Source organism: Kushneria konosiri, from assembly GCF_002155145.1.
Taxonomy (GTDB): domain Bacteria; phylum Pseudomonadota; class Gammaproteobacteria; order Pseudomonadales; family Halomonadaceae; genus Kushneria; species Kushneria konosiri.
Window position 1 is genome coordinate 2,279,003 of record NZ_CP021323.1, and the last position, 19,802, is coordinate 2,298,804.

Consider the following 19,802-nt stretch of genomic DNA (forward strand, 5'->3'; position numbering starts at 1 on the left):
TCTGTTTAATAAATGAAAGGCATTTTGCCAGCTGTTTTGACACGAGGTTGTGATGGGGTGCGACATTGGCCTGTCGTATGTCGGGCAAATGTCAGCCCGAAAAACAGGCCTTGTACGTGAATGGGGTCATTCATCCATTTGGCAGCTTTAATCGCCGTTTCAAAGGCGTCCTGATGAAGGGCACTTGAGTCCTTTACGGGGCCGGCCGAGCGAAGGTTTATCTAAATGGAGTTGATATGACTACCGACCATGCCGCTATTCGACACTCTCTCGCCACACGACTGGTTCATGCCGGGCTTGCCATTGCCGTCATCATTCAGCTCTCGACCAGCCTTGTCATGCATGCCGGTCGGGCGGGAGATCCTTTTTTCAAGGTACACAGCTTCAGCGGTCTCACGGCCATGGTTTTTGTGACGTTATTCTGGATCGTCGCTGTAGTACGTACCAGTGGTACGGACCCGGGCATGCTTCTGCCATGGTTCAGCCAGGCCCGACGTCGGGCGCTTTTACAGGACATAAAAACGACGTTGAGCGCTTTGGGTAAAGGACGCCTTCCGCCCTTCAAGGAAGCCTCTCCGCTTGCCGCCATGGTTCATGGGCTGGGGTTGTTACTCATGACGGCCATGGCATCCAGCGGCACTCTCTATTTTTTCCTTTCCGACACACGGCTCGGATTTGTTGAATGGGTAATCGAAGCTCACAAGCTTCTGGCCAGCCTTGTCTGGGTCTACCTGATTGCACATTCATTCATGGCTCTGCTTCATCATTTTGTCGAAGAAATAAGCCTGAGCAGAATGTGGTCGGTTACATCAAATCGCAGGACTCCTCCGGGCCGTAAATAATTGATCAGATCATCATCGCTGTTTCGGTGTTCAAGCGGGAATGGCTCGAGTAAAGATGATTCAATACGTGATCAATGGTCCTGGATTAAAGTGTAATCTGACCATGTTATTGCTCTTGAATCCGGGCATTTCTGGAATGATCGGCGTGCCAGAGTGAGGTGAATCATTTTTTGATGGCCTGTACGGCCGGCACTCCATGATGCCGGCGCTCTGGGCGCCGACGGGTGATCAGGGGTGGTTGGCGATTGTCGCGCCGGACGCAGCATGCACCGAAAGGACTCTGCATGCTGCCTGGAAAGGGCATGTCACATTCCCATCAGTTCTCCGCCGTCGGATTTAGGCAAATCATCGGCGACATCCAGCACGCGGTCACGATAAAAAAGATGCAGGGTCGGGGCGAGCTCGGCCGGGAGTTCACCGCCATTGGCCTTTCGAAACAGCGAATGCGGAATGACCGGCATACCTGGTTTGTGACGCCCATAGACCGTGACGCCACACGTCTTGCAGACAAAGCGACGCATATCGCGATCACTCATCTTGTAATCAATAATGTGCTCCGCTTCTGGCAGCTCGACCTTGTCATCGCGCCAGGCAGTGCCTGCCAGCATGACGGTGCCATAAAGGGCACGGCAGCTACCACAGTGGCAGTAGAGTGACACCTCGGGTTCGCCATGCGCTGTCAGTGTTGCATTTCCGCAGTCGCAGCTGAGGCGATAGGTAGTGCTCATCGGGCATTCTCCAGGCGGTGAAGGATGGTGTCAGTCAAGCACACGATTTCCCGGCTCGCCTGGAAATTGTTCGATAGTCTCGTTCGATTAAATGCAAGCTACAGACGTGAGTGTTCAATGCAGGGAGTGTGAGGCATCAAAAGGATTCAGTTCGTAGAGGAGGCGAAATCCGAGAGGTATATAAAAACGGGAGGAGAGTACTGATTTTGCTGAAATGATTGGTGCCCGGAGCCGGGATCGAACCGGCACGACCTTGCGGTCGAGGGATTTTAAGTCCCTTGCGTCTACCTGTTCCGCCATCCGGGCGAGGAGTCGACGGCTAATCTGCTTGAGGCCATCTGAAGTGGCCAGGAGTCAGGCAGAAGGGAGATGGAGGCTGGAGTCGGAATCGAACCGGCGTACACGGAGTTGCAGTCCGCTGCATAACCACTCTGCCATCCAGCCTCAAAAACGGTGCGGAAAACGAGATGGCGTTACTCATTGACCTGTCCGTTGATCCCGTAAGGGATGGAGCGGGAAAGGAGATTCGAACTCCCGACCCTCGCCTTGGCAAGGCGATGCTCTACCACTGAGCTATTCCCGCTCAACGGGTGCGAAATATACCGATGTGACAGGGAGGTGTCAAATAAAAGCCGGTAAAAATCGCACCTGAGTCACACGTTACGCTCACATCGAGCGTGTCAGTTCCGGCCAGGCGGCACGCAGATACTTGTACATCGACCAGAGCGTCAGAATGGCGGCCAGATAAAGCAGCAAAAAGCCGATCTGCGCCAGCAGAGTGCCGGGTGCAAAGCCCAGCAGCAAAATGATCGACACCATCTGAAAGGCGGTCTTGTATTTGCCGATGCTTGAGACCGAGACGCTGGCACGCTTGCCGAGCTCTGCCATCCATTCACGCAGGGCTGAAATCACGATCTCGCGGCCGATGATCACCAGTGCCGGCAGCGTCAGAATCACATCGCTATAGAACTCGATAAGCACGCCCAGCGCCACGGCAACCATCAGCTTGTCGGCCACCGGGTCAAGAAAGGCACCAAAGGGCGTGCTCTGGTTCCAGCGTCGTGCCAGATAGCCGTCAAACCAGTCGGTGACGGAGGCAATGGTGAAAATCAGGGCCGCCAGAAGATTACTCCAGCCGGTCGGAAGATAGAACACGATGACCAGAAGCGGTATGAGTACGATTCTTGTCAGCGTCAAGATATTGGGGATGCTCATGGCACTATCGGTCCTGACCGGGGGTGAAACATACCTGCAAGAGTGGTGGATTCTAACGCCTGACGGCGTCATCAGCCATGCAGTGCCTGATGAATCTGTGTAGCAAGTTGTGCATTGATGCCCGGCACTCGGGCAAGATCATCCCGGGAAGCATTGCGAATGCCCTGCAGACCACCAAAATGACGCAGCAGTTCCCGGCGTCTTTTGGGTCCGATACCAGGAATCTCCTGAAGGGTAGACGAACGACGGGCCTTGTCACGTTGTTGGCGGTGTCCGGTGATTGCGAAGCGGTGCGCTTCATCGCGGATATGCTGAATCAGATGCAGCGCGCCGGAGGCGCTGTCCAGCGACAGGCTACGCTCGACAGTGTCGATAAACAGCGTCTCAAGTCCCGGCTTTCGAGTAGTGCCCTTGGCGACGCCCAGCAGCACGATATCAAAAACGCCCTGTTCCTCGAATACCTCTCGCGCCATGTTTAGCTGACCCTTGCCGCCATCAACGATCAGAATGTCGGGGCGGGCCACGTCACCGCTCTGGATGCGCTTGTAACGTCGCGTCAGGGCCTGACGCATGGCGGCGTAGTCATCGCCGGCCGCCACACCGTCGATGTTGAAGCGGCGGTAGTCCGACTTGATGGGGCCGCTCTGATCAAATACCACACAGGAGGCAACCGTGGCTTCTCCGCTGCTGTGACTGATGTCAAAGCACTCCAGCCGATGAGGCGTCTCTTCCAGATCCAGTGCCTCGGCCAGTGCCTTGAAGCGTGCGTTGAGCTGCTGGCGGCTGGCCAGCTTCGTGGCCAGATGCTGATCGGCATTGGTCTGTGCCAGCTCCAGCCACTGGGCGCGATGGCCGCGCACCTGATGGGCAATGCGTATGCGGCGCTCGGCATGTTCTGACAGGGCGTCCTGCAGAATCTCCTGATCTTCGAGAGCATGTGAAGTCAGTACCTCGGCAGGCATCTCATTGCTCTGGCCCAGATAGTACTGGCTGACAAAGCTGCCCAGAAGTGCCTCAAGGCTCAGGTCGAGACCGTTGTCGGGCATGTGATGACGTGAACCAAGCACGCGTCCCTGACGGATGATCAACACACTGACACACAGCCCGCCCGGGCGCTCGGCGAGTGCAAAAACATCGGCATCGCCACCGGCAGTGTCCACCGATTGCTGGCTCTGGAGGCGGCGCAGTTGCTGAACCTGGTCACGCAGGAAGGCCGCCTGCTCGAACTGAAGCTCCTTTGCGGCTGCTTCCATGTCGGCATAAAGCTTTTGAGTGACCTGATCGCTCTTGCCTTCCATGCACATCAACGCGTGGTCGAGGTCGCGCTGATAATCTTCCTGGCTGATATAGCCCACGCATGGCGCTGTACAGCGATCGATCTGATACTGCAGGCAGGGTCGGCTTCGATGCGCGAAGACCGAATCTTCACAGTTGCGAATGCGAAAGATCTTTTGCATCAGCGACAGGCTCTCGCGCACGGCGCCCGAGCTGGTGAACGGGCCAAAATAACGGCCGTCACCGCGTTTTTGACGTACGCGGCGAAGCTCCAGTGCAGGGTAGGGATGGCGGTCACTGGCAAAGATGTAGGGGTAGGACTTGTCGTCACGCAGCAGGATGTTATAAGGCGGGCGCTGCTGTTTGATCAGCGTCTGCTCAAGCAAAAGCGCCTCGGTTTCGCTGCGGGTCACGGTCACCTGAATGTCCCGAATGCGGCTGACCAGCGCCTGGGTCTTGGCGTTGAGTCCGGTATTGCGGAAGTAGCTCGAAAGGCGCGCCTTGAGACGTTTGGCCTTGCCGACGTAGAGAACATTCTCGTGTTCATCGAGCATGCGATAGACGCCCGGTGACTCGGTGACCGTTTTGAGAAACTGGCGTGGATCGAACGCCGTGATCACCTCATCGTTCATGATGGTCTCCGCAAGTCATAATGCCCTTATTTTAACAGATATCCCCGAAAAGACCGTGGTATCCCTGTCAGCGGCTGTTCCAGCGAGGTGATTTGACGTGGTTTGTGAGGGCTGATGGAAGAGCGTACGTCTTGTTGCGATCTCTCATCGTGGAAAAGTGTTGACGCAGACATTCCAGTGTCGTAAATTACGCACCGGTTCGGGGCCTTAGCTCAGCTGGGAGAGCGCAACACTGGCAGTGTTGAGGTCAGCGGTTCGATCCCGCTAGGCTCCACCAAAAACATCATCGAAAAAGCCGCTTCAGTACTTCTGAAGCGGCTTTTTTGTGTCTGTTTTTATCCTGCGAATCATGATGGTTGATGGCCTGCTTAGACCGTCCCGAGTCCGCATGGGCTGTCTGTTGGATGACCAAATGGAGTCAACGCAGCAGGATTGACGCAGCAGGCGGTCGGTCGGATAGAGAGCATGTTGCCTGCGTACAGACGATCAAAGGCACCACCCGTGAAGGTGATGCCTTTGCATTAGGGTGCCTACGCCCATTGCAGTCAGGCAGTAGTGTTAATGCGCGTGCCTACCAGACCTTCCGTAGCAAGCTTTGGCATCGTATCGACGGACGACATGAGCTGTGCCATCTGATCGGCCTGGCCATCCAGTGATTTTTTCAAAACGCTGGTCTGTATCTCGCTGGTGAGCTGATGCTGCTGCAGCGCCATTGAAGCATTTACCATGCCATTTACGCTCACATCCATAAGCCTTCTCCTGCGTCGAGTGGATTACCGCTGCTCAAGCAGCGGATGGCGCCTCAGCCAACGATGGCTTCGGCAGCCTCGGGGGAGAGTGTCTCGATAATCACGCACTCTGCCGCCTCGGGCACAAGACCGGTAATTCTGACCCGGTAGTAATAGTGGACATCGTTGCCGCTGCCCCTGTTTTCTGCCACGACACTCGACATCATGTGGCACTCATCGCCGGGATGAAGATCCGGCGGCATTAATTCGATGGGAATCCATGCTTTTGTTCCGGTCGCCAGCATAGATCGCTCCTGCTCGTGGCCTTGTCAGGCAGCACCGGCTGCCCGTATGGCTCTCTTATCGGCACCGTTTGCCACCGCTTTAGTTCGGCGTGAGAACTGGCATCAGACACGGATCATCTCGTGGTGGTGGTGTCCTCAGGCGACTCGACAGCAAGTATCTCGCACAGGGCTTCCGTAGGACCGACCTCTCTTACCAGCAGTGCACAGCTCACCTGTACGCCCGTCTCGCGCACAAGGCGCCAATGAAACAGTGTGCCAATGTCGGCATTGTCGGGCAGTTCTTCGAGTGCCACGACCAGTTCATCGCCTGTCGTCATCATGTCCTTCCGTTGTAAAAAAAGATTCGGGCAAAAATAAACTGTACGCATATACAGTTTTGACTTGTTCTGTTTGTCGTTTGGCGCAATAATTATCCATAAGGGATAATTATTGCCCTAAGTGGATGCGTCACACCAACATGTTCGAACAGGAGGTATTCATGTGGAACGTGCTCTGGGGGTTCTTCGGCAGAATTCCTGCCCGAGTGCTGATTGCGCTGGTGGCCATCGTGCTTTTGCTCGGCGGTCTATGGGGCTTTACCTATCGACTGGACCAGTGGCGGCAGGCGCTCTCCAGTGCTCAGGAAGATGCTCGCAGTGCTCATGAGCTTGCGCAGCGCCAGCAGCTGGTGGCGCGTGCCTGGCAGGCTCATGCCGAGCATCTGGCCGAGGTAGGGGCTCGCCGCGAACAGCAGCTCGAGGCCAATCAAAAGGCCCTGGCCGGTAAACGACAACAGCTGGAAAGGATAATCAATGATGACCAGACATCAAAGAAATGGGCTGATCACGCTGTGCCTGACGGGATACATCAATGGCTGCGCCAGCTCGCCGCCTCAGACAACGCCGGTGATGGTGCCACCGCCCCCCATGCCCCGTTACCTGACCCAGCCCCTGCCGGCACCGCAGGGCATCGACAATATCCGCACCAATCAGGATCTCGTCTCGTTGCTGACGGACTACGAACAGCTGCGACGGCGAATGAACACTGATCGGGAAAGTGTTCGCAGGCTATGGGAGAACATGGCGCTGTCGGTGAGCGATGAATCGCTCACTGAAGATGAGGAGTTCGATGGGCAAAATGCGGAGAGTGGGCAGAGCCAGGCGGAATGAGTAGAAGATATTCAGAACAGCATCGACGTCATCGCCCGGGCGATGACGTCGCATGAGATCATCCGTCGACGCGGCCGACCATCAGAAACTCCAATAGCGCCTTTTGAGCATGGAGTCGATTACCCGCTTCCTGCCAGACGAAGGCGCGCGGGTCATCCAGTAGCGTTTCGCTGACCTCTTCACCGCGGTGGGCGGGCAGGCAATGGAGGAACATGACGTCATCATCGGCGGCGTCGAGCATGGCCTCGTTGACCTGAAAGCCGCTGAAAGCCTTCATGCGCGCAGCCTGTTCTTCTTCCTGGCCCATGGAAGCCCAGACATCGGTGGTGATCAGGTGGGCGTCTTTTACTGCCGCTTGCGGATCACGATAGATTTCGACGCGTGAACCGGCCGCTTCAAGAATGTCCTGATCGGGTTCGAATCCTTCAGGGCAGGCAATGCGCAGATGGAAGTCAAACTGTCGTGCGGCGTTGATCCAGGAGTGACACATGTTATTGCCATCGCCCACCCACACGGCCGTCTTGCCCTTGACCGGCCCGCGACATTCGATCCAGGTCTGCATGTCGGCCAGCAGCTGGCAGGGATGATAGTCATCGGAAAGCGCGTTGATGACCGGAATCGAGCTGGCATCGGCAAATGATTCGATGCTTTCGTGCGAAAAGGTACGAATCATGACTGCATCGACCATTTCGGAAAGGACGCGAGCAGTATCACCGACCGGTTCACCGCGACCGAGCTGGCTGTCACGCGGCGACAAAAACAGCGCATGGCCGCCAAACTGGGTCATGCCGGTTTCAAAGGAGACGCGGGTTCGGGTGGAGGACTTTTCGAAAATCATGGCCAGCGTTCGATTTTTCAAGGGCGTATAAACGGGGCCATTTTCGGCCAGCTCGCGCTTGATGGTGATCGAACGATCAATGAGATAGGCCAGTTCCTGAGGTGACAGATCCATCAGGGTAAGAAAGTGGCGAAGGGCCATGTCTCGATGCTCCTGTGTGGGCATAACGTTACGGTGATTGAAACGTCGCAGAGCGTCACACCGGGCATGACGCTCGAAGATGAGCATGCCTTGATGCCGCGCCCTGTTGAAAAAACCAATGAAAAAGCGCCGCACGATAGCTGGCGGCGCTTTGGAATCTTGCCATGGTCGATGGCGCAATGCGGGCCTTGCTGCTCGACATCGACCCCGTTCATCCTAACCAGAGCCTTTTTGGCGCGCAACTTCCTGTATGGCAATGCCTTGATCCGGGCTGATTTAGCCCCCATGTCGGCGTACACTGAGGCCAGACATTCATGGGCGCTTGAAGCCCCCTCCTGGAGACCGGATATGAGCGAGACACTCGACACCATCAAGCAGCAGATCAGCGAAAACAGCATTCTGCTTTACATGAAGGGTTCACCGCAGATGCCGCAGTGCGGATTTTCCGCGCAGGCCGTACAGGCGCTGATGGGCTGTGGCGAGCGCTTTGCCTTCGTCAACATTCTGGACAACCCGGACATTCGTGCCGAGCTGCCCAAATACGCCAACTGGCCGACCTTCCCGCAGCTGTGGATCAACGGCGAGCTGGTCGGTGGCTGTGACATCATCGTTGAGATGTATCAAAACGGCGAGCTGGCCCCGATGATCAAGGAAGCGGCTGCCAATGCCGCGCCGCAGGAAGGCGACAACGCCTGATTCGGTCAGTGGTTGATATGAAAAACCCGCCTCCATGGAGGCGGGTTTTTTAATGTTGGCATTCGAGGGGCGGGGTCAGTCGCCGTCCATACTCTGCTCACGCAGCGCCAGATCCCAGCCGCCCAGATCCTTGAAGCGATTGACGATGGCACAGAAAAGCTCGGCGGTGCGCTCGGTGTCATAGCGTGCTGAATGCGCTTCCTGACTGTCGAACGCAATGCCCGCAGCGCGACAGGCGCGTGCCAGTACGGTCTGCCCGTAGACCAGCCCCGAAAGCGTTGCGGTGTCAAAGCTCGAGAAGGGGTGGAAGGGGTTGCGCTTGATACCGGCGCGTTCAACGGCAGCATTGAGAAAACCGTGATCAAAGGCAGCGTTGTGACCGACCAGGATGGCGCGATTGCACTGGTGAGACTTGATCGCCTTGCGCACCGGTTTAAAAATCTCCTCGAGCGCTTCCTTTTCCTTGAGTGCTGCGTTCTGGCGCAGCGGGCTGTCCAGGCGAATGCCGGTAAAATCGAGCGCCGACTGTTCGACATTGGCACCCTCAAAGGGCTCGATATGAAACGAGAAGGTCTCATCCGGGAGCAAATGCCCCTGTTCGTCCATGGTCAGCGTGACGGCTGCAATTTCAAGCAGCGCATCGGTGCGGGCGTTGAAGCCGCCGGTTTCCAGATCGACCACGACGGGCAAAAAGCCTCGAAAGCGACCGGACATGAGTTTCGGGACAATATCGTTCATCGTCGAGTTCTCCTGTCGCAGGCAGCAGAAAACGCCATGGGAATCAGGAACGCGTATAACCGGGCGGAGCCCGCAGAGTTGGTGACCGGCACAGGAAGCCTTCTGGTCGAAAGATGGATTCGGTTTGCAGGGTCGCAGTGTAGCATTGTGCTTGCTGTCAATCCCATCCATCACACGCAACGCGGTGTTCGCCGCGATCCGGTGACGATATACTCACGATACACACAAAGCATGACTACGCCTTAAGGAGCCGGTATGTCCGATGTAAAAAAGGTTGTCCTGGCCTATTCCGGGGGACTCGATACCTCCGTGATCGTCCAGTGGCTCAAGGATACCTACGACTGTGAGGTCGTGACCTTCACGGCTGACCTGGGTCAGGGAGAAGAGGTTGAGCCGGCACGTGCCAAGGCACAGGCGCTGGGTGTGAAGGAAATTTACATCGAAGATTTGCGCGAAACCTTCGTGCGTGACTATGTGTTCCCGATGTTTCGTGCCAATACCATCTATGAAGGCGAGTACCTGCTGGGCACCTCGATCGCCCGTCCGCTGATCGCTCGTCGCCTGATCGAAATCGCCAATGAAACCGGTGCGGATGCCATCGCACACGGCGCCACCGGCAAGGGCAACGATCAGGTGCGATTCGAGCTGGGTGCCTACGCGCTCAAGCCCGGTGTGAGGGTCATCGCGCCGTGGCGCGAGTGGGACCTCAACTCCCGTGAAAAGCTGATGAACTATTGCGAAGAGCGCAACATTCCGGTCGATTTCGCCAAGAACAAGAAGAAATCTCCCTATTCGATGGACGCCAACCTTTTGCACATCTCCTATGAAGGCGGCGTGCTGGAAGACCCCTGGACCGAAGCCGAAGAAGAGATGTGGCGCTGGAGTGTCAGCCCCGAAGCCGCACCGGATCAGGCCACCTACATTGACCTGACCTTCGAGCGTGGCGATATCGTCGCCATCGATGGAAAGGCCATGAAGCCGCACGACGTGCTCTCGCATCTCAACAAGGTTGGTGGCGAGAACGGCGTCGGGCGTCTGGACATCGTTGAAAATCGCTATGTGGGCATGAAGTCCCGTGGCTGCTATGAAACGCCTGGCGGCACCATCATGCTGCGCGCGCACCGCGCGATCGAGTCGATCACGCTGGATCGAGAATCCGCGCACCTGAAAGATGAGCTGATGCCCAAGTACGCCGAGCTGATCTACAACGGCTACTGGTGGAGCCCGGAGCGCAAGATGCTGCAGGCCGCGATCGACCAGTCCCAGGGTTGTGTCAACGGTGTGGTTCGCCTCAAGCTTTACAAGGGCAATGTCATCGTGGTGGGCCGTGAGTCGGAAGACTCGCTGTTTGATGCCTCGATTGCCACCTTTGAAGACGATGCCGGTGCCTACGATCAAAAGGATGCCGAGGGCTTTATCAAGCTCAACGCCCTGCGTCTGCGCATTGCGGCGAAAAGGGGTCGTCTCGACGACTAAATGACAGAGGTCGTGTCATGAAGGGGCCGCTTTTCAGCGGCCCTTTTTGTGTCAGACTGAAAGAAATCATGCGCGACAAGCGCATCGACATCATCAGGAGTGGACATGCTGAAGAAACTCTTCGATGCGCTGCGCGGCCCCGGCAGCAGCGCCAGTGCTGACGAGCCACATCGAGAGGTGGCCGATACCGTTGAGTACAAGGGTTGTGAAATCGTGATCACACCGGCGCCGGCGGGTGGACAGTATCGCATCAGCGGTCTGATTCGAAGGGCGCGTGAAGACGGTGAGGTTCAGGAGCTGCGCTTTGAGCGCTCCGATGTTCTGCCCGATCGCGACAGCTGTATCGACATGACTCGCACCAAGGCCGAGCGCTATATCGATGAGCAGGGCGATCGGCTTTTTGAAGATCCTCATCGCCCGGCCTGAAGCCATCTGTTGCCCGTCTCGTGAGCCAGGGGAGTCGTGATGAGCATGTCCGATACCGGAGTTCCCGCCCTGTTGCCGGCCATCACGCGCTGGCGCCAGCTCTCGACCGGGGATCGCTTCAGCGATCTGATTGCGGGGTTGATCACGGCCGCGCTGCTGGTCCCTCAGGGCATGGCCTATGCAACGCTTGCCGGATTACCGGCACAGGCAGGGCTTTATACGGCACTGGCACCGCTGTTGCTGTATGCGCTTTTTGGTACCAGCCGTGTCATCGCCATGGGCCCCATGGCACTGACCTCGCTGCTGGTCGGTGAAACGCTGCGCAATACAGGTATACCGTTATCTTCATTCGCGGGATATGCCGCATTGCTGGCGGCACTGGTGGGCATCTGGCTACTGCTGATCCATGTCTGCCGGCTGGGGCGGCTGATTGATTTTGTCAGTCCCAGCGTCATGCAGGGGTTTACCACGGCTTCGGCGCTGATGATCGTGCTGTCGCAGACCAGCGACCTGCTGGGGATTGATGCCGCGTCCGGCAATGCCATTGAGCGTCTGGTGACGCTTGCCGGCTCGCTGGGTGAGGTCATGCCGGGCGCCGTGCTCTTTGGCGGTGGCGCCATGGCGCTGTTACTGGTCATGAGACGGGGGTTATCAGCGCTGCTGTCTCGTTTGGGGCTGCCCGATGCGGCCGCGACGGTACTGGGCAAGACCGGTCCGCTGATCGTGTTGATTCTGGCACTGGTACTGGTACCGCTGTGGCCCGGCGCACTGGCACAGGTCGGACAGATTCCGGCGGGGCTGCCGCTGCCCGCGCTGCCTGCACTGTCGTTTGGCGCAATAAAGGTGCTTTGGTTGCCGGCACTCGGGATTGCATTGATCAACTATGTCAGCGCCATTTCGGTCGCCCAGACGCTCGCTGCCAAACATCGCGAGCGTCTTTATCCGCAGCGCGAGCTCTGGGTACTGGGCGCGGCCAATCTGCTGGCGGCCCTGACCCGCGGTTTTCCGGTCACCAGTGGTCTCGGACGCGCCGTGGTCAACGACCAGGCAGGATCAAAAACGCCATTGTCATCTCTTTTCGCTGCGCTGGCTCTGGCGGCAGTGCTTCTGTTTGCAACCTCCCTGTTTGCGCCACTGCCACAGGCCGTACTGGCCGCCATTGTGATCCAGGCGGCCATCCCTCTGGTCGACCCGAGCCCGCTTTTGAAAGCATGGCGTTATTCCCGCGCTGATGGTCTGGCCTGGCTGGCCGCTTTTGCCGGCGTGTTGCTGCTGGGGGTCATGCAGGGGCTGCTGGCAGGCGTTGGCATTGCGCTGGCACTGCTGCTGGCCCGTGCGAGCAGGCCTCATATCGCCGAGATCGGCCAGCTGCCAGACGGAGGCTTTCGCAACTGCGAGCGTTTTGAGGTCGAGCGCCTGCCCCATCTCATGATGGTGCGACCGGATGCCAATCTGCATTTTGCCAACATGGGCGCACTGGAGCGCTGGATCAACGAGCATCTATCTGACCGGGATCAGGTCACCGACATGGTATTGGTGCTCAGCAGTGTGACCCATATCGACGGTGCGGCGCTGCACGCGCTGGAAACGCTGGATGAGCGCCTGAAGCAGCAGGGCGTGGCGCTGCATCTGGCCGAGCTACGTGGCCCGGTACGTGATCAGCTTCGCCACACGGCCTTCATGAGTGACCATCATCCTCGCGTCTTCTTCACCTGCGCTGCTGCCTGGCAGGCGCTGTCGGGTGACCAGATCGAGTTCAATATCTAGTACCGGCGGGGTCAATGCCACCCTGCATGCTGAATGGCGCTCTACAATGGTTCTTTTGTTGTGAGAGGCCTGTCATGAAGGCACTGTTATTGTCGGCCTATGCCGCTGACAGCCATCGTTACTGGGCGCGCGGTCTGATGGCGCACCTCGAGGCCATCGACTGGACCCTGATCGAGCTGGCACCACGTCATTTTCAGTGGCGTGTGCGAGGCAACCCCCTGAGCTTCATGAGCGAGCACGATGCGACGCTGTCCCAGTCCTTTGATCTGATCGTGGCCACCTCGCTGGTGGATCTGGCCACGCTCGTCGGACTCTATCCACATCTGGGGCGCGCCTTTCGTGTGGTCTATTTTCATGAAAATCAGTTCGCCTATCCGCTGGGAGAGCAACAAGCGCGTCGTCTTGAGCCCTTAATGGTCAATCTCTACAGCGCACTGGCCGCCGACCGGGTGCTGTTCAACAGTCAGTGGAACCGGGACAGTTTTTTTGACGGGGTGGCGGCCTTTCTGAAGAAGATGCCCGAACGGGTCGCGCCGGCGCGACTTGAAGCACTGCAAAGAGACTCGGAGATTCTGCCCGTGCCGCTGTGGCCGCTGGATCAGGTGTCACCATGTGAACAGGGGGCGCCGTCCCGCATCCTCTGGAACCACCGCTGGGAATATGACAAGAACCCGGAAGACTTTTTTGCCGCACTCGAGGCGCTGTCCGATTCAGGCCTTGAGTTCGAGCTGGTCGTGATGGGGCAGGTCTTTCGCAATGCGCCCGAGGTGTTCGAAGCGGCCCGATCACGCCTGGCCAGACACGTGACCTGCTGGGGGCATCAGACGCGCGAGCGCTATCTGGAAGAGTTGGGAAAGGGTGGCATCGTGGTGTCGACCGCGTGGCATGAATTTCAGGGGCTGGCCGTGATGGAAGCCGTCCAGCATGGCTGTGTGCCGCTGGTGCCGGAGCGACTGTGTTTCCCTGAATACTACGCCGATGACTATCGTTATGACGGCAGTCGGCAGGCACTGACCACACGTCTTGAGCAGTGGCTGCTGTCACCCGGCTCGCGGCCGCCTTCGCCGGAGATCAATGCCTGGACATGGCGTCAAATGAGGATGCGCTACCAGACACGACTGCAACCTGCGAAGTAGCATCGGATCAGGCCAGCTCGACCTTGTCCTTGTATTCGCACAGATCCTCGATCACGCAGCTGCCGCAGCGCGGCTTGCGGGCTACACAGGTGTAGCGGCCGTGCAGGATTAACCAGTGATGGGCGTCGCGCTTGTAGTCGCGCGGCACCACCTTCAAAAGCTTCTGTTCGACCTGATCGACGTTCTTGCCGGGCGCCAGATGGGTTCGATTGGAAACGCGGAAGATATGCGTATCCACCGCAATGGTAGGTTCACCAAAGGCAGTGTTGAGGATCACGTTGGCGGTCTTGCGACCCACGCCCGGCAGGGCTTCAAGCCCCGCGCGAGTGCGAGGCACTTCGCCGCCGTGATCGCGTATCAATAGTTCGCACATGGCGACCAGATTTTTGGCCTTGTTGTTATATAGCCCCAGTGTCTTGATGATTTCCTTCACGCCCTCAACACCGAGGTCGACGACGGCCTGCGGGGTGTTGGCGATGGGAAAGAGCCGTGCTGTGGCCTTGTTGACCCCTACATCGGTGGACTGGGCGGACAGTGCGACCGCCACCAGCAGCTCAAAGGGCGAAGACCATGCAAGCTCGGTAGTAGGCTCGGGGTTGGCCTCTTGCAGGCGGCGAAAGATTTCGCGGCGTTTTTCGTTGTTCATGGCAACTGATCGACAGAATAAAGGGAAAGAGCGATGACGCTGTCAGCGGTGCTCGGCGTTGTCCAGCGCCTGACAGGCGTCCTGCCAGGTTTTCTCGGCGCGCTCGACCAGGGTCTGCGCCGCGGCGATATCTTCCGGCCCGCCCTGACGTCTGGCATGGGCCAGCTGACGATTGGCCAGTGCCAGCCGCTGTTTGGCCGCCGAGCGGGCGATACGCAGAGAGTTCAAGGAGCTGGCAGGCGCTTTTTCAGATGCAACGGTCGAGCCCTCCGTCACCTGGCTCTGCGCTTGGAGATCGGCCATCTGTTGACGGGCATGCTGTAACGAAGCCTGGGTATCAGCATCATCAGGCGCTGCGGCCAGACGCTTTTCCAGCCGACGCACAGTGGCACTCAGGGCGGCCTTGCGTGCACGCGTGTTGCCGGCGGCGGGCGGTGTCGACGGCGTGCTGTTCGAGGCTACCTGCTCGGTCTGCATAGCCGGTTCGGCAGGCTCTCGACGAGCCTGCATGCGCGCGCGTCTGCGGGCTTCCTTTTCCAGACGCTGGCGTTCAAGACGGGCGTTGCGGTTTTCAAAGCGGCGTCGGCCCTGCTCGGCGCGCCGAGCCAGCCAGAGGTTTTGTTCGTCTTCGGTATTGGCGGCCTGCCAGCCGGGATGAGCAATGATGTCGATGCAGTCGACCGGACAGGGGGCCACGCACAGCTCACAGCCGGTGCATTCGGCTTCAATGACGGTGTGCATCTGTTTGGCGGCACCCAGAATGGCATCGACCGGGCAGGCCTTGATGCACTTGGTGCAGCCAATGCATTCCTCTTCGCGAATGACGGCAGCCTTCGGGGATTCAGCGTCCATCTCCAGCGGCACGATTGGCCGTGCCAGCAGGGTGGCGAGCTCGGCCACCGTGGCGTCACCGCCAGGCGGGCAGCGATTGATGGCCTCGCCCTCGGCAATGGCTTCGGCATAAGGGTGACAGCCGGGATGGCCGCATTTGCCACACTGGGTCTGAGGCAGCAGGCGGTCGATGTCGGTGACGGTAATACTGGCAGATGCACTCATGCAGATTGTCGGCGGGCCCGGGCGTTATGATCAAGGAAAGTAGGTCGATTATACGCGTAATGAGACAGCGCTTCGAACACGGCCTCATGGGGCTTTGCCCGGCATGGGTGCCCTAAAGCGTGTCGATCTGGTGATGTGGCTCCCGATGGTGAGCATCGATCCGGTTGCGGCCCGCCTTTTTGGCACGATAAAGGCTTTCATCGGCCAGTCGCATCAGCTCGGCGGGTTGACAGGGCGCCTCTGGCAGGCTGATGGCCATACCCACGCTGATGGTGACATGCGGCGCAACCCTTGAATGCTCATGCGGCAGCGACATCGCCGCCACGGCCAGGCGCAACTGTTCGGCCAGACGCCAGGTGCGCTTGCGATTGGTTTCGGGGAGCACAACGACAAACTCCTCGCCGCCGGCGCGGGCCACGATGCCCTGATCATCCACGACACGATCCATCGTACGGGCCACTCGTGTCAGGCAGTGATCGCCTTCCGGATGGCCATAGTGGTCGTTGTAAGCCTTGAAATAATCGATATCGATAATGATCAATCCAACGCTGTGACGCGCCTGGTGGGCCTGCGTCAGGGCCTGGACCAGATACTCGTCGAGATAGCGCCGATTAAGCAGGCCGGTAAGGTGGTCGCGCTGGCTGAGGTGCTCCAGTGTGTCGGTACGCTGTTTTTGATGCATCAGTAGATGCTGAAACTCGCGTGCCAGGCTTCCGAGCTCATCGCGCCGGGCAATGAGGTTGACCGGCAGCGTCTCCGAAAAATGATCTTCCTGACGCTGCTCCCGGGTAAATCGGGCCAGGCGTCGGGTGGGGGCCAGAATAATGAATTCCAGCAGCCCCAGAATGACCATCACCACGGTGAACAGAACGCCGATCGTCCAGAGCATGGCGAAGTTGAACGAGGCGGTGTTGGCCATGAAATCCCGACGTGCCAGTGTGGCCTGCAGGGAAAGGATGTCGTCGTTGGGCTCGGCGTTCAGCCATCGGGTGGCCAGTAATTGATCATCGCTGATGCGAATGATGGGGGGCGGTTTGACGATCAGATCGGGATGTAGGATCGGCTCGATGGAGACATTGACACCGGTCTGATGGCGAACGGATTCAAACCAGGGACGATCCATACTGCGCACAATGGCCAGCCAGCCCAGTGGTGGTTCGCTGCCACGCTCGGTTGGCACGATGGGGCTGGTGGCAATCATGGCCGGCGTCGGCACGCTCAGAAGCCATTTGTCCAGCTCGGGGGCCTGCTGGTGAACGTGCGCCTGTATCACGTTGAAAAAGGGCGACATCCAGCGACACTCATTGGTGGCCGAGGTGCAGGTACTGTAGGTATCCGTATCGGGGTTGTAGCCGGCCATCCAGACGGGCGTGCCGTCCATGCGCATGAATACCATCATGAGATGGTCCATGTCTTCAAACATTTCCTGACTGAAATTGCTCTCTGCAAAGTCGGGTGCCTTGCCCTGCATGAAGTCGTAGGCATCGTCCCAGCTGGCCCAGTCGCGGGTATCTCCCCCCAGATTGTCCAGATCGTCCTTTAACGCACTCTCGACTCGCCCCATCTCCAGAGCTACATAGTCGTTTTCGCGCGCGAGCAGCTTGGGATAAACCAGAAAATGTGCAATTCCCCACAGCGCCAGCAGAGCGAGGCATGCCACCAGCACAATGGACAATAAAAAACGAAATCGTAATGAATGCATGCCGTCGGCGTTCCATGGCGACCTGACTTCGCCCGTAGCTTTCAAGGGGCAGATTCGTCAGCGTAAGGATATATCGGCGCCGCATTTGATTTATGAAGGTGTGAGACGTTTCAGGGAGGGAAGAAATGACGGGGGCGAAAGAGACAGAAAAACGCCAGCCTTCAGGAGGCTGGCGTTGGGAGAAGCACAGTAAACGTCGCGATCAGCTCACGCGGCTTCCCGGCTTCGCACCGCTGTCGGGTGAGAGCAGGTAAATGCCATCGTCGTCGCCGGCGGCAAGCACCATGCCTTCCGACAGACCAAAGCGCATCTTGCGCGGGGCCAGATTGGCGATCATGACGGTCAGCCGCCCTTCAAGCGCCTCGGGGGCGTACTGAGCGCGAATGCCGGAAAAGACCGTGCGGGTCTCATTGCCGATATCGAGCGTCAGCTTCAAAAGCTTTTTGGCCCCCTCGACGTATTCGGCCTGTTCGATTCGAGCAATGCGCAGATCGACTTTTGCGAAATCATCGATCGCGATTTCCGGCGCGATGGGCTCGAGATCGGCAGTCGCTGAATCCGCCGCAACATCGCCCGGTGCGCTGGTCGCCTCCCCCTGGGCGGCTTTCGCATCGTCCTTGAGCTTTTTCTCGACGGCGAGATCCTCCTTTGAGGCTTCGATCATCTGATCGATCCTGTCGCTCTCGACGCGCGTCATCAACGGCTTGAATTTCTCGATCGCATGATCGGTCAGCACCGTGGTACGGCTGGCCCAGTTGAGGGTGTCGAGATTGAGGAAGCTGCGCGCGCCTTCGGCAAGCGTTGGCACGATGGGGGCCAGATAGACCACCAGCTGGCGGAAGAGGTTGATGCCCACCGAGCAGATATCCAGCACCTCCTGCTCGCGGCCTTCTTCCTTCGCCAGCGCCCAGGGCGCCTTCTCGGCGATATAGCCGTTGGCATCATCGGCGAGCGCCATGATGCGACGTACCGCACGGGCAAATTCGCGCGCCTCGAAATCGGCGGCGATCGCCTCGCCTTCATCGATGAAGCGCTGCACCAGTTCGGGCTCGGCGCAGGTGGCGGAAAGGCGCCCACCGGATTTTTTTACAAAGCCCGCACAGCGGCTGGCGATGTTGACCACCTTGCCAACCAGGTCCGAATTGACGCGGGCGGCGAAGTCCTCAAGGTTCAAGTCGAGATCATCAACGCCTGCAGTCAGCTTGGCCGCGAAGTAATAGCGCAGATACTCGGGATTGAGGAACTGCTCATAGGTCTCGGCCTTGATGAAGGTGCCGCGGGATTTCGACATCTTCGCGCCGTTGACCGTCACGAACCCATGGCAGTTGACCCCGGTGGGCGTGCGAAGGTTGGCGCCTTCCAGCATCGCCGGCCAGAACAGCGCATGGAAATAGACGATGTCCTTGCCGATGAAGTGATACAGCTCGGCGGTGCTGTCCTTTTTCCAGTAGTGGTCAAAGTCGATGCCTTCACGCTCGCAGAGCTGCTGAAAGCTCGCCATATAACCGATCGGCGCATCCACCCAGACATAGAAATACTTGCCCGGTGCGTCAGGGATTTCAAAGCCGAAGTAGGGCGCGTCGCGGGAGATGTCCCAGTCGTTGAGGCCGGCTTCGAACCACTCCTGCAGCTTGTTGGAGATCTGCGGCTGCAGACGATCGGAGCGCGTCCATTCCTTCAGAAACGGCTCGAACTTGGGCAATTCAAAAAAGTAGTGGGTCGAGCTCTTGACCACCGGTGTGGCCCCAGAGACGGCCGAGACCGGGTTGAGCAGTTCGGCCGGGGTGTAGGTGGCACCGCATGCCTCGCAATTGTCGCCATACTGATCGTCCGTGTGGCACTTGGGGCAGGTGCCCTTGACGAAGCGGTCGGCCAGAAACATGCCGCGCTCGGGGTCATACATCTGCTCGACGTCGCGGGTGGCGATGAAGCCACCGTCACGCAGGGCGCGATAGATGCGCTCGCTGTGGACGCGGTTCTCTTCCGAGTGGGTCGAGTAGTAGTTGTCAAAGGCCACGCCAAAGCGGGCGAAATCGGCCTGGTGCTCGGCGTTGACCCGGTCGATCAGCTGTTGGGAAGTAATGCCTTCCTGCTCGGCGCGCAGCATGATGGCAGTGCCATGGGCGTCATCGGCGCAGACGTAGTGGCACTCATGGCCGCGGCTTTTCTGAAAGCGCACCCAGATATCGGTCTGAATGTATTCCAGCAAATGGCCCAGATGGATCGAGCCGTTGGCATAGGGCAGGGCACTGGTGACCAGAATCTGGCGCTTGGCGTTGTTCGACATGGTGGCTGGAAGATTCCCGT

At 58.4% G+C, this 19,802-nt stretch carries 19 protein-coding genes and 4 tRNA genes; 8 read left to right on the top strand and 15 right to left on the bottom strand.

Annotated features, from left to right (window positions below):
- Nucleotides 1-236 precede the first annotated feature (236 nt).
- On the top strand, nucleotides 237-842 hold the full coding sequence (locus B9G99_RS10570) for a cytochrome b/b6 domain-containing protein (protein WP_086622125.1): 606 nt from the start codon (nucleotides 237-239) through the stop codon (nucleotides 840-842).
- 305 nt (nucleotides 843-1,147) lie between these two features.
- Here the strand turns inward: B9G99_RS10570 and B9G99_RS10575 are convergent, their stop codons facing one another.
- From B9G99_RS10575 to uvrC, 6 genes are all read right to left on the bottom strand, one after another.
- Nucleotides 1,148-1,570 carry a GFA family protein gene (locus B9G99_RS10575; protein ID WP_086622126.1) on the bottom strand — a complete coding sequence of 141 codons (423 nt, stop codon included), beginning with the start codon at nucleotides 1,568-1,570 and terminating at the stop codon, nucleotides 1,148-1,150.
- A 219-nt stretch (nucleotides 1,571-1,789) separates the two neighbouring features.
- Nucleotides 1,790-1,876, bottom strand: a tRNA-Leu gene (locus tag B9G99_RS10580).
- A gap of 64 nt (nucleotides 1,877-1,940) precedes the next feature.
- A tRNA-Cys gene (locus tag B9G99_RS10585) sits at nucleotides 1,941-2,014 on the bottom strand.
- A 64-nt stretch (nucleotides 2,015-2,078) separates the two neighbouring features.
- Nucleotides 2,079-2,153, bottom strand: a tRNA-Gly gene (locus tag B9G99_RS10590).
- Nucleotides 2,154-2,236: 83 nt separating this feature from the next.
- Nucleotides 2,237-2,785, bottom strand: coding sequence for a CDP-diacylglycerol--glycerol-3-phosphate 3-phosphatidyltransferase (gene pgsA / locus B9G99_RS10595; protein WP_086622127.1), 549 nt, complete (start codon nucleotides 2,783-2,785; stop codon nucleotides 2,237-2,239).
- Nucleotides 2,786-2,856: 71 nt separating this feature from the next.
- Nucleotides 2,857-4,692, bottom strand: coding sequence for an excinuclease ABC subunit UvrC (gene uvrC, locus B9G99_RS10600; RefSeq protein WP_086622128.1), 1,836 nt, complete (start codon nucleotides 4,690-4,692; stop codon nucleotides 2,857-2,859).
- Nucleotides 4,693-4,893: 201 nt separating this feature from the next.
- Here uvrC and B9G99_RS10605 point away from each other — a divergent pair.
- Nucleotides 4,894-4,969, top strand: a tRNA-Ala gene (locus B9G99_RS10605).
- Between the two features lie 268 nt (nucleotides 4,970-5,237).
- Here B9G99_RS10605 and B9G99_RS10610 read toward each other — a convergent pair.
- The 3 genes from B9G99_RS10610 to B9G99_RS10620 all read right to left on the bottom strand — a co-directional run bounded on the left by B9G99_RS10610 (nucleotide 5,238) and on the right by B9G99_RS10620 (nucleotide 6,045).
- Nucleotides 5,238-5,441 (bottom strand): putative motility protein, encoded by a 204-nt coding sequence (locus tag B9G99_RS10610; protein WP_086622129.1) that lies wholly within the window; start codon nucleotides 5,439-5,441, stop codon nucleotides 5,238-5,240.
- A gap of 53 nt (nucleotides 5,442-5,494) precedes the next feature.
- Nucleotides 5,495-5,725 carry a hypothetical protein gene (locus tag B9G99_RS10615; protein WP_086622130.1) on the bottom strand — a complete coding sequence of 77 codons (231 nt, stop codon included), beginning with the start codon at nucleotides 5,723-5,725 and terminating at the stop codon, nucleotides 5,495-5,497.
- 113 nt (nucleotides 5,726-5,838) lie between these two features.
- Nucleotides 5,839-6,045, bottom strand: coding sequence for a hypothetical protein (locus tag B9G99_RS10620; RefSeq protein WP_086622131.1), 207 nt, complete (start codon nucleotides 6,043-6,045; stop codon nucleotides 5,839-5,841).
- A gap of 158 nt (nucleotides 6,046-6,203) precedes the next feature.
- Between B9G99_RS10620 and B9G99_RS16750 the strand changes: the two genes are divergently transcribed.
- The gene (locus B9G99_RS16750) at nucleotides 6,204-6,752 is read left to right on the top strand and encodes a hypothetical protein (RefSeq protein ID WP_148663945.1); all 549 of its coding nucleotides are present in this window, start codon (nucleotides 6,204-6,206) and stop codon (nucleotides 6,750-6,752) included.
- 179 nt (nucleotides 6,753-6,931) lie between these two features.
- Here the strand turns inward: B9G99_RS16750 and argF are convergent, their stop codons facing one another.
- Complete coding sequence (argF, locus tag B9G99_RS10635) at nucleotides 6,932-7,852, bottom strand: ornithine carbamoyltransferase (protein ID WP_086623429.1); 921 nt, start codon at nucleotides 7,850-7,852, stop codon at nucleotides 6,932-6,934.
- Nucleotides 7,853-8,200: 348 nt separating this feature from the next.
- Between argF and grxD the strand changes: the two genes are divergently transcribed.
- Nucleotides 8,201-8,548: a Grx4 family monothiol glutaredoxin gene (gene grxD, locus B9G99_RS10640; RefSeq protein ID WP_086622134.1), complete on the top strand. Its 348-nt coding sequence runs from the start codon at nucleotides 8,201-8,203 to the stop codon at nucleotides 8,546-8,548.
- A 75-nt stretch (nucleotides 8,549-8,623) separates the two neighbouring features.
- On the opposite strand, the gene rnt is transcribed toward grxD, so the two are convergent.
- Nucleotides 8,624-9,286 carry a ribonuclease T gene (gene rnt, locus B9G99_RS10645; RefSeq protein WP_086622135.1) on the bottom strand — a complete coding sequence of 221 codons (663 nt, stop codon included), beginning with the start codon at nucleotides 9,284-9,286 and terminating at the stop codon, nucleotides 8,624-8,626.
- 255 nt (nucleotides 9,287-9,541) lie between these two features.
- On the opposite strand from rnt, the gene B9G99_RS10650 reads away from it, so the two are divergent.
- The 4 genes from B9G99_RS10650 (at nucleotide 9,542) to B9G99_RS10665 (ending at nucleotide 14,091) form a co-directional block, all read left to right on the top strand.
- Nucleotides 9,542-10,762 (top strand): argininosuccinate synthase, encoded by a 1,221-nt coding sequence (locus B9G99_RS10650; protein ID WP_086622136.1) that lies wholly within the window; start codon nucleotides 9,542-9,544, stop codon nucleotides 10,760-10,762.
- A gap of 105 nt (nucleotides 10,763-10,867) precedes the next feature.
- On the top strand, nucleotides 10,868-11,188 hold the full coding sequence (locus B9G99_RS10655) for an HlyU family transcriptional regulator (protein ID WP_086622137.1): 321 nt from the start codon (nucleotides 10,868-10,870) through the stop codon (nucleotides 11,186-11,188).
- 45 nt (nucleotides 11,189-11,233) lie between these two features.
- Nucleotides 11,234-12,955, top strand: a complete 1,722-nt coding sequence (locus tag B9G99_RS10660; RefSeq protein WP_158521488.1) for a SulP family inorganic anion transporter — start codon at nucleotides 11,234-11,236, stop codon at nucleotides 12,953-12,955.
- A gap of 74 nt (nucleotides 12,956-13,029) precedes the next feature.
- Nucleotides 13,030-14,091 carry a tRNA-queuosine alpha-mannosyltransferase domain-containing protein gene (locus tag B9G99_RS10665; protein WP_086622139.1) on the top strand — a complete coding sequence of 354 codons (1,062 nt, stop codon included), beginning with the start codon at nucleotides 13,030-13,032 and terminating at the stop codon, nucleotides 14,089-14,091.
- 7 nt (nucleotides 14,092-14,098) lie between these two features.
- Here the strand turns inward: B9G99_RS10665 and nth are convergent, their stop codons facing one another.
- From nth to metG, 4 genes are all read right to left on the bottom strand, one after another.
- Nucleotides 14,099-14,737: an endonuclease III gene (gene nth, locus B9G99_RS10670; RefSeq protein WP_086622140.1), complete on the bottom strand. Its 639-nt coding sequence runs from the start codon at nucleotides 14,735-14,737 to the stop codon at nucleotides 14,099-14,101.
- A gap of 42 nt (nucleotides 14,738-14,779) precedes the next feature.
- On the bottom strand, nucleotides 14,780-15,793 hold the full coding sequence (locus B9G99_RS10675; protein WP_086622141.1) for an RnfABCDGE type electron transport complex subunit B: 1,014 nt from the start codon (nucleotides 15,791-15,793) through the stop codon (nucleotides 14,780-14,782).
- 112 nt (nucleotides 15,794-15,905) lie between these two features.
- Nucleotides 15,906-17,495 carry a sensor domain-containing diguanylate cyclase gene (locus tag B9G99_RS10680; RefSeq protein ID WP_086622142.1) on the bottom strand — a complete coding sequence of 530 codons (1,590 nt, stop codon included), beginning with the start codon at nucleotides 17,493-17,495 and terminating at the stop codon, nucleotides 15,906-15,908.
- A gap of 202 nt (nucleotides 17,496-17,697) precedes the next feature.
- Entirely contained in the window at nucleotides 17,698-19,782 is a 2,085-nt protein-coding gene (metG, locus tag B9G99_RS10690; RefSeq protein ID WP_086622144.1) for a methionine--tRNA ligase, read from the bottom strand.
- Nucleotides 19,783-19,802 lie beyond the last annotated feature (20 nt).

Excerpts from the sequence above, each read along its gene's own strand:
- grxD (WP_086622134.1), top strand. The coding sequence starts at position 8,201 with ATGAGCGAGACACTCGACACCATCAAGCAGCAGATCAGCGAAAACAGC.
- metG (WP_086622144.1), bottom strand. The coding sequence starts at position 19,782 with ATGTCGAACAACGCCAAGCGCCAGATTCTGGTCACCAGTGCCCTGCCC.
- B9G99_RS10610 (WP_086622129.1), bottom strand. The coding sequence starts at position 5,441 with ATGGATGTGAGCGTAAATGGCATGGTAAATGCTTCAATGGCGCTGCAG.
- B9G99_RS10650 (WP_086622136.1), top strand. The coding sequence starts at position 9,542 with ATGTCCGATGTAAAAAAGGTTGTCCTGGCCTATTCCGGGGGACTCGAT.
- argF (WP_086623429.1), bottom strand. The coding sequence starts at position 7,852 with ATGGCCCTTCGCCACTTTCTTACCCTGATGGATCTGTCACCTCAGGAA.
- nth (WP_086622140.1), bottom strand. The coding sequence starts at position 14,737 with ATGAACAACGAAAAACGCCGCGAAATCTTTCGCCGCCTGCAAGAGGCC.
- B9G99_RS10675 (WP_086622141.1), bottom strand. The coding sequence starts at position 15,793 with ATGAGTGCATCTGCCAGTATTACCGTCACCGACATCGACCGCCTGCTG.
- B9G99_RS10660 (WP_158521488.1), top strand. The coding sequence starts at position 11,234 with ATGTCCGATACCGGAGTTCCCGCCCTGTTGCCGGCCATCACGCGCTGG.
- B9G99_RS10615 (WP_086622130.1), bottom strand. The coding sequence starts at position 5,725 with ATGCTGGCGACCGGAACAAAAGCATGGATTCCCATCGAATTAATGCCG.
- B9G99_RS10655 (WP_086622137.1), top strand. The coding sequence starts at position 10,868 with ATGCTGAAGAAACTCTTCGATGCGCTGCGCGGCCCCGGCAGCAGCGCC.
- rnt (WP_086622135.1), bottom strand. The coding sequence starts at position 9,286 with ATGAACGATATTGTCCCGAAACTCATGTCCGGTCGCTTTCGAGGCTTT.
- pgsA (WP_086622127.1), bottom strand. The coding sequence starts at position 2,785 with ATGAGCATCCCCAATATCTTGACGCTGACAAGAATCGTACTCATACCG.
- B9G99_RS10575 (WP_086622126.1), bottom strand. The coding sequence starts at position 1,570 with ATGAGCACTACCTATCGCCTCAGCTGCGACTGCGGAAATGCAACACTG.
- uvrC (WP_086622128.1), bottom strand. The coding sequence starts at position 4,692 with ATGAACGATGAGGTGATCACGGCGTTCGATCCACGCCAGTTTCTCAAA.
- B9G99_RS10665 (WP_086622139.1), top strand. The coding sequence starts at position 13,030 with ATGAAGGCACTGTTATTGTCGGCCTATGCCGCTGACAGCCATCGTTAC.
- B9G99_RS16750 (WP_148663945.1), top strand. The coding sequence starts at position 6,204 with ATGTGGAACGTGCTCTGGGGGTTCTTCGGCAGAATTCCTGCCCGAGTG.
- B9G99_RS10620 (WP_086622131.1), bottom strand. The coding sequence starts at position 6,045 with ATGATGACGACAGGCGATGAACTGGTCGTGGCACTCGAAGAACTGCCC.
- B9G99_RS10570 (WP_086622125.1), top strand. The coding sequence starts at position 237 with ATGACTACCGACCATGCCGCTATTCGACACTCTCTCGCCACACGACTG.
- B9G99_RS10680 (WP_086622142.1), bottom strand. The coding sequence starts at position 17,495 with ATGCATTCATTACGATTTCGTTTTTTATTGTCCATTGTGCTGGTGGCA.